Here is a 13,997-nt window from a genome sequence, read left to right on the forward strand (position 1 = left end):
TCCACGTGAAAACATAGGAGGGAGAATTACAATGAACGCATATACCAATTTAAAATATAAATTCCAGGCAAAAACAGCCGAAATCGGGGTCATCGGTCTCGGCTATGTAGGGCTGCCTCTCTGCATGGAGATGGCGAAAGGCGGGTTTACGGTATACGGCATCGATCTCGATTTCCGGAAGGTAGAGTCGCTTCAAAGCGGCCAATCGTATATTCAGGACGTTCCGAACGAAGAAGTGGCGAAAGCGGTCGAGTCCGGCCGGTTCATTCCGACCGACGACTACCATACCGTTCAAAGGCTGGATGCGATCTCCATTTGCGTACCGACGCCGCTCAGTGAAAACCAAGATCCGGATACCTCTTATATTCAAAGCGTTGTCCGGGAAATTAAGAAAAATCTCAAGCGCGGAGCCCTGATCATCCTGGAGAGCACGACCTATCCGGGAACGACGGAGGAGCTCATCCAGTTCGAGCTGGAAGCGCAGGGACTCAAGGTGGGCAAGGATTTCTTCCTCTGCTTCTCGCCGGAGCGGGTCGATCCAGGTAATCCCAAATTCAACACCTTTAATACGCCTAAGGTGATCGGTGGTACGACGGAAGCATGCATCGACCTCGGCGTCACCTTATACAGCCATGTCGTGAAGGACGTCGTACCGGTCTCCTCGCCAAAAGTAGCGGAGATGTCCAAGCTGCTGGAGAATACGTTCCGCAGTATTAACATTGCGTTCATTAACGAAATGGCCATGATGTGCGACAAGATGGAGATTGACATCTGGGAGGTCATTAAAGCGGCGTCGACGAAGCCGTTTGGCTTTATGCCATTCCATCCGGGGCCTGGCATCGGCGGTCACTGCATCCCGCTGGATCCGATGTATTTATCGTGGAAAGCCAAGGAATTCCGCTTCTACAGCAAGTTTATCGAGCTGGCGCAATCCATCAATGATAATATGCCGGAATATGTTCGGTATAAGGCTTCGCAGGTGCTCAATATGTATACGAAATCTATTCGCAATTCGAAGATTCTTATTCTAGGCATGGCGTATAAGCCGGATGTAGATGATCTCCGTGAATCGCCGGGACTGGAGCTGTACGAGCTTCTTCGGGAGAGCGGAGCTCAAGTGGACTATTACGATCCGCATGCCGTTTCATTCTTCGATAAAGTTGGGGATACGGTACAATCCGTGAACTACGATCTGTCCGCTTTTGCCGAGTATGACTGCATGGTGCTGATCACGAATCACCGCAACTTCAATAGCCGTGAACTCGTGGAACTGGGCGTGCCGATCATCGATACGCGCAATGCATTTGCCGACATCCAAGGGGACAATATTTATAAATTAGGTACAGGTATTCGCAAGCAAGAAGTGAGGATCGCCGTAGGCGTTTAAACTCATCCTAGAAGAGAGAGGAGATAACAACGATGTGTGGCATTGTAGGGTATATAGGAAAGCGAGATGTACAGCCGATTCTACTGAACGGATTAAGCAAGCTTGAGTACAGAGGGTATGATTCCGCGGGGATCGCGGTACTGGTGCAGGATCAGGTCAAGATTAGCAAGGCGGAAGGACGGCTGGCCAACTTATCGGTTCAGCTGGATAAACAGCCGTTGATCGGATCGATCGGTATCGGGCATACGCGCTGGGCTACGCACGGCAGACCGTCGGATGCCAACTCCCATCCGCATACGGATATGTCGGGTAAATTTACTGTCGTGCACAACGGCATCGTGGAAAACTACATGGAGCTGAAGAAAGAACTGGAGGATAAAGGCGTCACCTTTACTTCCGAGACCGACACTGAGGTGATTGCTCACTTGCTTGCCGAGCATTATGAAGGCGACATCTACACCGCCATGCTTGCGGTCATTCAGAGATTACAAGGGGCTTATTCGCTTGGTGTCATGACGGAGTATGAGCCGGATAAGCTTGTTGCAGTCAGACAATCGAGTCCGCTTGTGATTGGTGAGGGTCAGAGAGAGTACTTCCTTGCATCGGATATCTCGGCTCTAATTGAGTATACCCGTAAGGTTTATATTTTGGAGGATGGCGATTTGGCTATCCTTACGCAGGAGGGTATCTCCATCACGAAGGTCGAGACAGGGGAGCCGGCGGCGTGTAAGCTGCTGCATATCGATTGGAGCGCGGATCAGGTGGAGAAGGGACCGTTTGAGCATTTCATGCTGAAGGAAATTCACGAACAGCCGTTAACGCTGCGGAATACGATGCTCGGGCGCATCAACGACCAAGACGAAGTGAGTTTCCCGGAGTTGGCGCACGCAGTAGGCGCGTTTCAACAGGTGGATAAAATCTTTATCGTGGCTTGCGGCACCGCTTATCATGCCGGACTTGTCGGCAGCACGGTCCTTGAGAAGCTAACGCGAATCCCGGTGCAGTGCGATATCGCATCGGAATTCCGATATCGTGACCCGATTATCACGGAACGAACGCTCGTCATCGTCGTGAGCCAATCCGGGGAAACGGCGGATACGCTGGCTGCCCTGCAAGAGAGCAGAAGGCAAGGCGCTAAAGTATTGGCAATTACAAATGTGCCAACCAGTTCAGTTGCGCGAGATGCGGACTATGTCATCGCAACGAAGGCCGGACCGGAAATTGCAGTGGCATCCACGAAAGCGTACACCGCTCAGCTGCTCGCCTTCTATTTGTTCAGCATTTACTTGGCCCAGGAAAGAAAGACGCTGTCTGATGAGCTTCATACGGAGCTGATCCAAGGCTTGAAGTCGCTTCCTGTTCAGGTGGAGAAGGTGCTGGAAAACGCCAACGAAGTGAAGCGGTATGCGGAATCGATCAAGGATGCGGACAGTCTATTCTTTATCGGCAGGGGCTTGGACTATGCCGTTGCGCTTGAGGGTTCTCTCAAATTGAAGGAAATCTCTTATATCCACTCGGAGGCTTATGCAGCCGGAGAGTTAAAGCACGGTACACTGGCGCTGATCGAGAAGGATACGCCGGTGATTGCGCTGGCTACGCATATGGATTTGTACGAAAAAATAGTTAGCAATATTAAAGAAGTCAAGGCCCGTGGAGCCCATGTCATGGGGATTACGGTGGAAGGCAATGTGGGGCTGCTGAATAGCGTCGATGAAATCTGCTTCATCCCGCCGACCCTCCAACTTCTGGCACCGATATTGGCTGTCGTGCCGCTTCAGTTAATCTCCTATTACGCCTCCCTATCTCTGGGGAACGATATTGATAAACCGCGAAACTTGGCCAAAAGCGTGACGGTTGAATAACCATTCAGAGGGGAGCTGAACCACATGGAAGCATTCGCTATTCTGTTAGCTGCAGGCAAAGGTACACGGATGAAGTCGGAGCTGCCCAAAGTGCTTCATCCCGTCGGAGGCGTGCCGATGATCGGCCGCTTGGTGGGCAAGCTGGAAACGATGCCGATCACCCGTATTGTGGCGGTGATCGGGCATCGGGGAGAGCTGGTGAAAAAGTGCTTGGGAACGCGGGTCACCTACGTCCAGCAGGAGATTCAGCTTGGAACGGCACACGCCGTTCATCAGACGGAGCCTCTGCTCCGTAAACGCAGCGGGTCTACCTTGGTGCTGACTGGCGATACGCCACTCATCCGACAATTGACCATCGAACGGCTGCTTGCCGCCCAGCGGGCAAACATAAGCGCCGGTGTAGTGCTAACCGCGATCGTTCAGGATCCAACCGGCTATGGAAGAATTATTCGAGATCCTGCAAGCAGCGAGGTTATCGATATCATTGAAGAGAAGGACGCGACGCCTGAGCAGAAATTGATTAATGAAATTAACACAGGGATTTTCTGTTTCGATAATGATAGCTTGTTTCAAGCGCTCCCTGGCATTACCAGTGATAATGCGCAGCAGGAGTACTATTTGACTGATATCGTGAAGGTGATGCGACAGGCCGGTATTTCCGGGGGCAAGAAGCGATTTGAGGCCATCATCCTCGAGGATCCGACAGAGGTGATGGGGATTAACACTCCTGAACAATTGGAGGAGGCGAATCGTGCCTTCTATGAACACATGGGGATTTTTGCATAACAAGTCATAGGGAGGAAAGCTGATATGGGAACTATTTTCGGTACGGATGGCGTCAGAGGGGTTGCCAACCGCGAGTTAACGCCAGAGTTGGCTTTTGAATTAGGGCTTATTGTTGGTTACATGCTATCCCGCAGCTGTGGAAGTATTCGGCCTACCGTCGTCATCGGACGGGATACCCGCATCTCCGGGCACATGCTGGAAGCAGCTTTGGCTGCCGGGTTGTTATCCACTGGGGCGGATGTCGTAAGACTGGGCGTACTACCGACGCCGGGTGTGGCTTATGTCACACGGCACTCAGGTATAGATGCAGGGGTGATGATCTCGGCATCTCATAATCCGGTGGAGGACAACGGGATTAAATTTTTTGGCAGGGACGGATTCAAAATGCCGGATGCGTGGGAAGCGGAGGTAGAGAGCCGCCTGGAGGGTGACGAACATTGGATTTCCCGCCCTACGGGAGCGGGAATTGGCACCCTGCGTGATGATCCGCAGGGCGCGAAAGACTATGTGAGCTACTTGAAGTCGACGGCTACGGCGCCGCTGTCAGGCTTCAAGATCGTGCTTGATTGCGCGAACGGGGCTGCTTCCTTGCTAGCTCCACAGTTATTCGCAGAATTGGGTGCAGAGACCATTCTTTTGTATCATCAGCCGGACGGTTTAAATATTAATCAGGATTGTGGCTCAACGCATCCGGAGCATCTGTGTAAGGCTGTGCTGGACCATCAAGCCCATGCGGGACTCTCGTTCGACGGTGATGCGGACCGGTTGATTGCGGTTGATGAACGGGGCGAAATTCTGGACGGGGATCACATCCTCTATATCCTTGCCGCTCGTCTGGCCAAGCAGGGACGGCTAAGGCAAAACACCGTCGTTTCTACCGTCATGAGCAATCTTGGCTTTCATCAAGCGCTGCAAACCATCGGTCTCAACTCGTTAAAGAGCAAGGTCGGAGACCGGCATGTCATGGAAGCGATGCGGATAGGCGGGTACAACTTGGGCGGTGAGTCGTCCGGACATATCATTTTACTGGATGAATCGACGACAGGGGATGGCTTGTTATCGGCTGTTCAGCTGCTGCAGGTCATGCTTCAAGAAGGAAAGCCTTTGTCGGAGCTCGTGTCCCCTGTCGTAAAATACCCACAGCTGGTGGTAAATGTACGAGTGATGAATAAATACAAGCTGGAAGGCAATCGCCGAATTGATGCCGCAATCCGTCGGGTGGAAAGTGAGATGGCCGGTCGAGGCCGTGTATTGGTGCGGCCTTCGGGCACGGAATCACTGGTGCGTGTGATGGCGGAAGGACCGGATGAAAGGGAGTTGTCCGGTTATATTGAAGGCATTGTAGAGGTGGTAAAGGAAGAGCTTGAATATAGCATGGTTTAATCCGTTAGTCCCTATGAGAAAGATGATTGTATGCTTGGTCCTTGTACAAATTTTAACAAGTGGTCCTTTATTTCTCCCGGCATACTCTCTTATCACTGAGCTTGAGGTGGAGGTCAACGGGGAAAAGATTGCCTTTACGGATGTCCAGCCTTACATCGATGAACAGACGGGTAGTACGATGGTGCCGGCTAGAGAAATTGCCGAAAAACTAGGTGCTGAAGTGGAATGGGATCGTTCCCTGGAACAGGTGACCTTTCGCAGTCAGCACGCTACAACATTATTAACCATTGGTCAGAAGGTGGCTTCGATTGATGGCAAGCAGGTGGAATTGGAGTCTCCGGCTGTCCTTAAAAATGACCGAACCATGGTTCCGCTGAGAGCTGTTAGTGAGAGCCTCGGAGCCGATGTCGATTGGGTGGGAGAACGGAATTTGGTACTGATAACTTCGGCGGACAAAGCGCAAAGGTCCACTTGGATCTGGGACAGCAAGTTAATTGAGACGGATGGTGACCGCATCCTCCAGTTTGCGGCGGACCAAAAACTGACTTCCATTTATGTGCGCTATGAAACGTATCCAGGTCAAGACGTTTATCGGAATTTCATCCGCAAAGCGAGTGGTCAGGGCATCAAGATTGAGGCGCTGGCCGGCAAATCAGATTGGATATATGAAGATAACCATATTTATATCCGGCAATGGATTGCAGCGGTTACGCAATATAACGCTTCGGTAGGTGCGCTAGAACGCTTCCAAGGCTTTCATTTTGATATTGAGCCCTACACATTGGACATGTGGAAGAACAATCAGACCTGGGTGCTCGAACGGTGGATGGATACAATCAGATTCATTGAATCGGAAGTGAAAAGCTCTGATCGCAGCATGACGATGGCCTTCGATATTCCCTTTTGGATCAACAGCTGTACCGTTCCGGGATCCAGCTACTCCTTTAGCGCTTGGCTGCTGGAAAAGGCGGATACTGTCGTCATTATGGCTTATCGTAATACGGCACTCGGCAACAACGGCATCATTGCCAGAGCCAAATCCATCATTTTAGAAGCAGCTACGCTGAAAAAACAGGCAGTCATTGCAGTGGATACGTTGCCCAGTACGGAAGCCGATTATACGACCTTTTATAAGTCCAACTCTTCGCTTATGGAGTCGGAATTGAAACAGGTCAAGGAAAGCCTCTCCCTTTATCCGAGCTATATCGGCATCGCTGTCCATGATTACGTGAGATGGATCGAGCTATTGAACGCTAATCGTTAAACGGGTTCGATGAACAAGAAGGAGGAGGATGCAAAATGAAAAAAGCAGGTTTGGTGATCACTCTGTTGGCTAGTGCGGCGCTCGGCGTCTCAGGAGTGGCTTTTGCTTTCGCAAGTGGCCATGAGACAGCTGGAACCTTTCAGGAATCGTCTTTACCGGGAGGAGGACTTGAGGTCCCTCATAATGATCGGATTCATCTTTCTACCGATAAGCAATGGATCTCCTCGGAAGGCCATTTGTCGGATCTCATTCGGCTGCAGTGGACGAAAGACCGAGCGAAGCCGGCCATCGCTTGGCTGGATGAGAATGGAAAGGACAAGGCGGCTATCATTGCTCATGCCAAAGCGAATAACCCGGAGCAGCACGATCATAATCATATGTCGTTCGAAACGACGATGGCACCTGACGGCAAAAACGCAAATGAGCTGTTTACGCGTCTGGAAATTCCGTTCGATCAGGATGTGGCCGAAATTCGCACGCATTCCTCTAATTTCAACGTAATGGACGGGATTTTACGGATAGCCGGAACCGGTGGCGTCAATCGTGATCTGACTTGGGCCAAATCGGATGATGGGAATGTGACGACGCCTCGCTGGGCGATGCGTGCAGATACCTCCGAGGAAACAGGAGGAAATGCCGGCTCCAATCTGCAAATTATCCGTTATTCGGATGACGGTAAAGCACTCGACAACCCGTTAACGATTAACCGCAGCAACGGCAATATCGGTATTGGAAATTCGGACGCCAAGACCAAGCTGGACGTCAGTGATGACAGCATTCGCATCAGGAAATCTATGACGCCGGCTTCGTCTACTGCCCCCGGAGAAGTGGGGGAGATGGCATGGGATGATGGGTATGTATATGTTTGTGTAGCACCTAATACATGGAAAAGAACGGCACTATCCTCGTGGTAAAATAACTCCTTTCTTTCCGAAACATTCAAAGCATTTAGCCTTAGCGACTCATTTTTCATTCATATTAGTTCAGAAGGTAAAGCCCTCTATTTCATAGAGGGCTTTTTTTGAGCGATAAGCGGAAAATGCCTTGTATGACGCGGGGGCTGACGGCATTTAACGCGCTTCCAAAGCGGCTTTTTGACACATTTCTTGAAGGTTGTTATGTGGTTTCTATTATGCAATATAAATCATACAACTTCGAATACCCCCTTAAAATGTAAATGATTTCAGAAGTCTATGAGAGGATCATAGAAAGGTGTGAACCGCTTGTGACTTGGAAAGTGTTGATTGTGGATGATGATCCGAATGTGAGAGAAATCATCCGGCTCTATTTCCGTCAGCAGCTCATCGAATTAATCGAGGCCCCAGATGGCGTCTCGGCTCTGACCATGTTAGCGGAAGTTAAGCCTGATATCGTGATACTAGATGTGATGATGCCCGGACTCGACGGTTATGAAACGTGCCGGGAGATTACCAAGCGTTATGATGTGCCGGTCATTATGTTGACGGCGAAGAACGATGAGTTTGATCGGGTGCTGGGTCTTGAGTTGGGCGCCGACGATTATATGACCAAGCCCTTCAGTCCGAGGGAGCTGGTGGCGCGCATTAAAGCGATTTTTCGCAGAATGCAGAAGGGACAGTCGATTATTGAGGTGGATGCACCCGTCCAATATGAGTTTGATAATTTAGTCATACATGTGAACCGCCGAGAGGTACTCTCGGGGAGTATGAAAATTGACATGCGCCCCAAGGAGTTTGAACTGCTCGCATTTTTTGCGAAATCTCCAGGCAGCGTGTTTACAAGAGAACAGCTGCTGGAGCAGGTGTGGGGATATAATTTTTTAGGCGATATGAGAACGGTGGACGTTCATATTAAAAAACTTCGTGAAAAGCTAAGTACGTGTCATCAAGTTTGCATTCATACGATCTGGGGAGTGGGCTATAAATTTGAGGTAGCAGCATGTACCTAAATCCAAATAAAAGCATTCTCCGCAAAATGTTGACCAGCTCCATCGTTACGGTGCTTCTTGGGCTATGTGCGGTAGGAATCGTTATTTCGTTGTTTGCCAAGGATTATATCGTCAACTCCAAAAGTAATGAGATGATCCGGCAAGCCAAGCAGGTTAATCTCGCCATTCAGAATCAGACGGAACCGAATGATAGATTTAAGGAGCAGCTGCGTTTTTTCGATCAAGCCTTTGATTCGCGTATTTGGATATTTGACTTGAACGGAAACATCGTTACTACATCTTCAAAGGATGAGGTGAACGTAGGCAAGACCGTCAGCACTGAAGTTGTAAAACAAGTCCTGAATGGTGAACCCGCCATATGGAATTTATCCGAAGGTTCTAAGGAAGGCATGCTTTCGATTGCCGTCCCATGGGGAAAAGACAACGACGTATACGGTGGTATTGTACTGCATTCGCCTCTTAAAGGGATGAATGAGACCATCGCTCAGCTTAGAGAAACCATCCTTTGGGTTACCTTGCTCGGTATATTCTTTTCATTTGGTGTATCCTCCTATTTATCCTGGTCCATTACCCGACCCATCCAACAGATCGACAAGGCGGCAGCCAAGATTGCCGTCGGTGATTACAGTGAGAGAATTCAAATAGATTCCAAAGACGAGATTGGTGAGCTGGCGACAACCATTAATCACATGGTGGAGCAACTTGCGCGCGTTGATCTGGAAAAGAGACAGCTGAATCAGCTGCGGCATGACTTTTTGGCTAATGTTTCCCATGAGCTGCGAACGCCGCTTACGGCGATGCAGGGTTTTTTGGAGGCGCTTCAGGATGGTTTGATCGAAGAAGGAGCGCGGGAAAAATATTACGAGATCATGGTTAACGAAACCCTTCATATGAATCGGCTGGTGGATGATATTACCGATTTAATGAAGCTGGAAAATAAGGAAATCGATCTTGTGTGGTTGTCGGTCGATGTTCAGGCGATGCTGTCCAAGCTGTCCTTTAAATTCCAACCGGAAGCAGAACTCCGCGGGACGGTTATTCACTGCCTTGAAGATGAAAATTCGCCACAGGCTCACGCCGATCCGGATCGACTGGAACAAATTTTTAATAATTTGATCAAAAATGCAGTTAAGTTCACCGAGAACGGAACGATAGAATTGAAGGCGATGGCGGTTCCGTCGGAAGGGTGTGTCCTCATCACGGTAACCGATACGGGAATCGGTATATCACCGGAGGATCAAGGGCTCATCTGGGAGCGCTTCTTCAAAGTGGAGAGAGGCAGACCAGTGAAGCATAAAGGCTCATCCGGCTTGGGGCTCGCCATTGTGCGAGAGCTTGTAGAGCTTCACAATGGAAGCATTCGCGTGCGAAGCGAGCTGGGGATCGGAAGCGCCTTTGAAGTCAGAATTCCGCTTTATGACAGCCGTCAGTATGTGCGGCCGTTGGTAAATTTGGCTGATGTTGGATAAGTCGTATCCACCTATCGTTAGAACCCAAAAATCCATTAAATAAATAATGCATGAGCCTCCATCTCCTTCACAAAGGGTTGGAGGTTCTTTACTTAAGCAGGCGTCCTTGCAAAATTCGAGCTTCTTAGACGAGTTAAAAAGAATTCGCGCCTGCACAGTGGAACTATCTATATCAAATGTTCTAAAATATCGAGAGAAGCTCATTCCACTTAAGCAGGCGAAGGCAGCTAATTTTATTTTACGTTGCCCAAGGTTGACAATGGAACGGATAGCTAATAAATGAGATGAATTGGGATATTGAACAGTCCTGATTTCCATAGAGAGGTTTATGAGATGATCAATAATTTTTGGCGCGAATTGCCACGACCTTTTTTTGTATTGGCTCCCATGGAAGATGTGACGGATGTTGTGTTTCGTCATGTCGTGAGCGAAGCGGCAAGACCCGATGTTTTCTTTACGGAGTTTGCGAACACGGAGAGCTATTGTCACCCGGAAGGGAATCACAGCGTTCGCGGGCGTTTGACTTTCACAGAGGATGAACAGCCTATCGTCGCGCACATATGGGGAGATAAGCCGGAATACTTCCGTCAGATGAGTATCGGCATGGCGAAACAAGGGTTTAGAGGTATCGATATCAATATGGGCTGTCCTGTAGCCAACGTTGCGGAGAATGGGAAAGGAAGCGGCTTGATCTGTCGTCCTGAAGTTGCAGGGGAGATCATTCAAGCAGCCAAAGTCGGAGGACTGCCCGTAAGCGTAAAAACAAGGCTGGGGTTCAGTGTTATAGACGAATGGCGCGATTGGCTAACCCATATCTTGAAACAAGATATCGTTAATCTATCCATTCATCTGCGGACAAGAGAGGAAATGAGTAAAGTAGACGCTCATTGGGAACTAATCCCGGAGATTAAGAAGCTTCGCGATGAGGTGGCACCGGATACGCTGTTGACCATTAACGGTGATATACCTGATCGTCAAGTCGGGTTACAGCTCGCACAACAGTATGGTGTAGATGGAATTATGATCGGGCGCGGTATATTCAATAATCCTTTCGCCTTTGAGAAGGAGCCAAGGGAGCATAGCAGTGGGGAATTGCTTAACCTTCTACGGTTGCATCTGGATCTCCATGATCACTACTCAGCACGGGAGCCGCGTCTGTTCAAGCCTATGACTCGCTTCTTTAAAATCTATGTCCGTGGATTCCGAGGAGCTGGCGAATTAAGAAATAACTTAATGAATACGAATTCAACGAGTGAAGTGCGTGCATTGCTCGATGAGTTTGGAAGCAAGTAATAACTCTTGTTCTCACTGATTACTCCATACATGTGGAGTCGGTAGCTTTATTGGTTAGGAAAGGGAACAACGAGTGAGAAATCAATGTGGGTTGTCCTCTCATATTAAGTATTGGTATCATCGGGAAAGGTATTTCTTTTATTAAACCGATAATGACTCCAGATGTTAAAAAGCCCTTTTTAGAGGGCTTTTTTTTGTTTTAACAGTGAATATCCTGAATTTGTAAATTGGTGATATAATAAGGCGGTAGTTGCAAGTTGTTAAGAAAAGAATGATTTTATTGGAGCAAAGGGGGCTTTAATATGCTTCAAAACATGATAGATGCCATAGATAATGAACTAATTGAAGATGATGTTTATTTAAGCTTAGTAAGCTTTGTAGTTAATGGAAATAGTATAATACTCACTCTTGAACTTACCTATCAGGATGATGAGAACGTACTTCAAAAATGGGAAATTCAATGCAATGATTTTGGTGAACACAAACTTGAACTGTTTTACTTTTCTGATTTTAAGGTTTTAGATGAACATGTATATTTGTGGGACTACAATAAAGACTATTTTGAACTATATTTCAATGGACATGTAAAAGATAGCAAGAAGTTAATTGGGGAACTTTACATTGCCCATAGAGATATTACAAATAACCTAATACCTTTTGGAACATATATGAATGGAAAAATAGAATGGTTATTAGGATTTGATCTAGGTTTGTTCGCGAAAGCCCCAGTAAATCTTATTAAGGAATATTGTAACGTGCTGGAGGATAACGGTTTGAAAGGCACGTTACTTCCAACCAAAAGTGATAAGCAATGGAACGGTAAGCAAACAGATTACAAGGTCTTAATTTTTGGTGATTCGTATGTGGTTGCCAAAGAATTTATTGCAATTCAACTAGATAATAGTTAAATGCACGATTTTATGGACTGCTTTGGGGAAAGAGATGAAGGCTGAAAAAATATATCTTAGGTGCTTGGAAGATAAAGTCATGTCAATAACATTAGCGATTAAAAAGAATGGGATAATAGATGGAGTGTTCTACCTTTCAGAAATTGTTACTAAGGCAACGCAGTTTATTATTGACGTGCCAACACTTTCAGCAACTGTTCATCCTTTTAATGGAAATATTAATGATAGTCAATTTAAATTTACCTTTACAGGTAAAGCTCGATCTATTAATCCATCGTGGAAAGACCCATTTGATGGCGTAGTATGGATTGGCAGGTTCCTCCAAAGTAAATTGATACTCAATGATGGAGAGTACAATGGGGAGTATCTGGAAGGGACACTTGATGAATATATAACTATGCTTAATGAATTGAGTACAGCAACATTAAATATCAAATGAAAGAGCAATAATAAAAAGAAGTTTGATTAACAGCATCATCACCGGATAATGCTTTTTTAATGCTCATGAGAGCTTTTAGGAACCCATAAGGGAATATGTATTTGGTGACGAGTAGTAGTCAAAACAACTCAGTATGATGGGGCTATAAGAACGAAAAGTTTGATTGGGAATAAATTTTGGATTAGCTGAAATATAAGTTGCTTATAGAAAAGAGGGAAGAAATGAAAAAACTAACCTTTGTAATTAGCGTATTATCTTTAACTTTAAGCTTGGTAACACTGTTTATATTATTGGTGAAATGGTAGTGATATTTTATAACGGATGAGTAGGTGATATCTATGAAGGTATATATTAAAAGAGGTTTTGATAACGAAATTGCCAATCATAATTTTTACGCGGCTTTTGATGGGTTTAAACAAATGGGATTCGAAATTCAATATTTTAATGAAATCAACGACATATCAGATCATAACAAGGAAGATATCATTGTTGGTTATGTTGATGATGTTAGAACAGTATTTTCACAGTATAGAATAGTCCCGCCCGAAATTGATTATCCAGAAGAATTACAAAGCTACTTGGGTAGGAAAATTTGGAAGTCCAAGCTAAGCTTAATAGCAAACAACCCTGAGAAATGGAATGTATTTATCAAACCGGTCGAGGATAAAAAGTTTACTGGAGTTGTAATTAGAGGTACTAAAGATTTAATGGGGTGTGGTGTATACGGTGAAGACCCGGAGATTTTTTGTTCAGAAGTAGTACATTTTGTGGCGGAATGGAGATGTTTTGTTAGGCACGGTAAGATTTTAGATATCCGTCGGTATAAAGGGAATTGGAGAGTACACTTTGATTATAAAATAGTTGAAAATGCTGTATCACAATTCACATCTGCTCCTCACGGGTACGCTATTGATTTTGGACTAACAGATAAGGGAGAAACGTTATTAATTGAAGTCAATGACGGGTATGCGTTAGGGCATTATGGATTATTTTCTTTAGATTATGCAAAGTTACTATCAGCCCGATGGGCGGAGTTAACCAATACGATTGATGAATGTAATTTTTAAGCAAGTAATAATTGGGTACATATAAAAACTTGGTGGAAAAACCTCTCCTAAACTAACAAAATGAGCCTACGCGAGCATAAGGTGAACACTAAAAACCCATTAAAATCAAGGCCTCAGCGGTAACTGATTAATTTGATTGAGCAGAGTAGACTATAGAGTACTAGATGATGTTTAGATTTAAGCGCAAAAACTCGGCCTCCTATCCAAACGGT

At 46.6% G+C, this 13,997-nt stretch carries 12 protein-coding genes; all 12 read left to right on the plus strand.

Annotated features, from left to right (window positions below; all coding sequences use genetic code 11):
- The first annotated feature begins 31 nt into the window (after positions 1 to 31).
- The 12 genes from ACKTT9_RS03055 to ACKTT9_RS03110 all read left to right on the plus strand — a co-directional run bounded on the left by ACKTT9_RS03055 (position 32) and on the right by ACKTT9_RS03110 (position 13,785).
- On the plus strand, positions 32 to 1,387 hold the full coding sequence (locus ACKTT9_RS03055) for a nucleotide sugar dehydrogenase (RefSeq protein ID WP_407870447.1): 1,356 nt from the start codon (positions 32 to 34) through the stop codon (positions 1,385 to 1,387).
- Positions 1,388 to 1,419: 32 nt separating this feature from the next.
- Positions 1,420 to 3,249: a glutamine--fructose-6-phosphate transaminase (isomerizing) gene (glmS, locus tag ACKTT9_RS03060; protein ID WP_407870448.1), complete on the plus strand. Its 1,830-nt coding sequence runs from the start codon at positions 1,420 to 1,422 to the stop codon at positions 3,247 to 3,249.
- 24 nt (positions 3,250 to 3,273) lie between these two features.
- Positions 3,274 to 4,035 carry an NTP transferase domain-containing protein gene (locus ACKTT9_RS03065; protein WP_407870449.1) on the plus strand — a complete coding sequence of 254 codons (762 nt, stop codon included), beginning with the start codon at positions 3,274 to 3,276 and terminating at the stop codon, positions 4,033 to 4,035.
- A 24-nt stretch (positions 4,036 to 4,059) separates the two neighbouring features.
- The gene (gene glmM / locus ACKTT9_RS03070) at positions 4,060 to 5,418 is read left to right on the plus strand and encodes a phosphoglucosamine mutase (RefSeq protein ID WP_407870450.1); all 1,359 of its coding nucleotides are present in this window, start codon (positions 4,060 to 4,062) and stop codon (positions 5,416 to 5,418) included.
- A complete protein-coding gene (locus ACKTT9_RS03075; protein ID WP_407870451.1) occupies positions 5,399 to 6,682 on the plus strand; it encodes a copper amine oxidase N-terminal domain-containing protein in 1,284 nt (427 codons plus the stop codon). Before glmM ends, ACKTT9_RS03075 begins: the two co-directional genes overlap by 20 nt.
- A 35-nt stretch (positions 6,683 to 6,717) precedes the next feature.
- On the plus strand, positions 6,718 to 7,596 hold the full coding sequence (locus ACKTT9_RS03080) for a hypothetical protein (RefSeq protein ID WP_407870452.1): 879 nt from the start codon (positions 6,718 to 6,720) through the stop codon (positions 7,594 to 7,596).
- A 263-nt stretch (positions 7,597 to 7,859) separates the two neighbouring features.
- Positions 7,860 to 8,609, plus strand: coding sequence for a response regulator transcription factor (locus ACKTT9_RS03085; RefSeq protein WP_407870453.1), 750 nt, complete (start codon positions 7,860 to 7,862; stop codon positions 8,607 to 8,609).
- On the plus strand, positions 8,600 to 10,078 hold the full coding sequence (locus tag ACKTT9_RS03090) for an ATP-binding protein (RefSeq protein ID WP_407870454.1): 1,479 nt from the start codon (positions 8,600 to 8,602) through the stop codon (positions 10,076 to 10,078). Before ACKTT9_RS03085 ends, ACKTT9_RS03090 begins: the two co-directional genes overlap by 10 nt.
- A 333-nt stretch (positions 10,079 to 10,411) precedes the next feature.
- A complete protein-coding gene (locus ACKTT9_RS03095; RefSeq protein ID WP_407870455.1) occupies positions 10,412 to 11,371 on the plus strand; it encodes a tRNA dihydrouridine synthase in 960 nt (319 codons plus the stop codon).
- Between the two features lie 302 nt (positions 11,372 to 11,673).
- Complete coding sequence (locus ACKTT9_RS03100; protein WP_407870456.1) at positions 11,674 to 12,279, plus strand: hypothetical protein; 606 nt, start codon at positions 11,674 to 11,676, stop codon at positions 12,277 to 12,279.
- Between the two features lie 79 nt (positions 12,280 to 12,358).
- Positions 12,359 to 12,718 (plus strand): hypothetical protein, encoded by a 360-nt coding sequence (locus ACKTT9_RS03105; protein WP_407870457.1) that lies wholly within the window; start codon positions 12,359 to 12,361, stop codon positions 12,716 to 12,718.
- 338 nt (positions 12,719 to 13,056) lie between these two features.
- A complete protein-coding gene (locus ACKTT9_RS03110; RefSeq protein WP_407870458.1) occupies positions 13,057 to 13,785 on the plus strand; it encodes an ATP-grasp domain-containing protein in 729 nt (242 codons plus the stop codon).
- The last annotated feature ends 212 nt before the right edge of the window (positions 13,786 to 13,997 follow it).

The organism is Paenibacillus sp. P36 (genome assembly GCF_045866505.1).
Classification (GTDB): Bacteria; Bacillota; Bacilli; order Paenibacillales; family NBRC-103111; genus Paenibacillus_E; species Paenibacillus_E chondroitinus.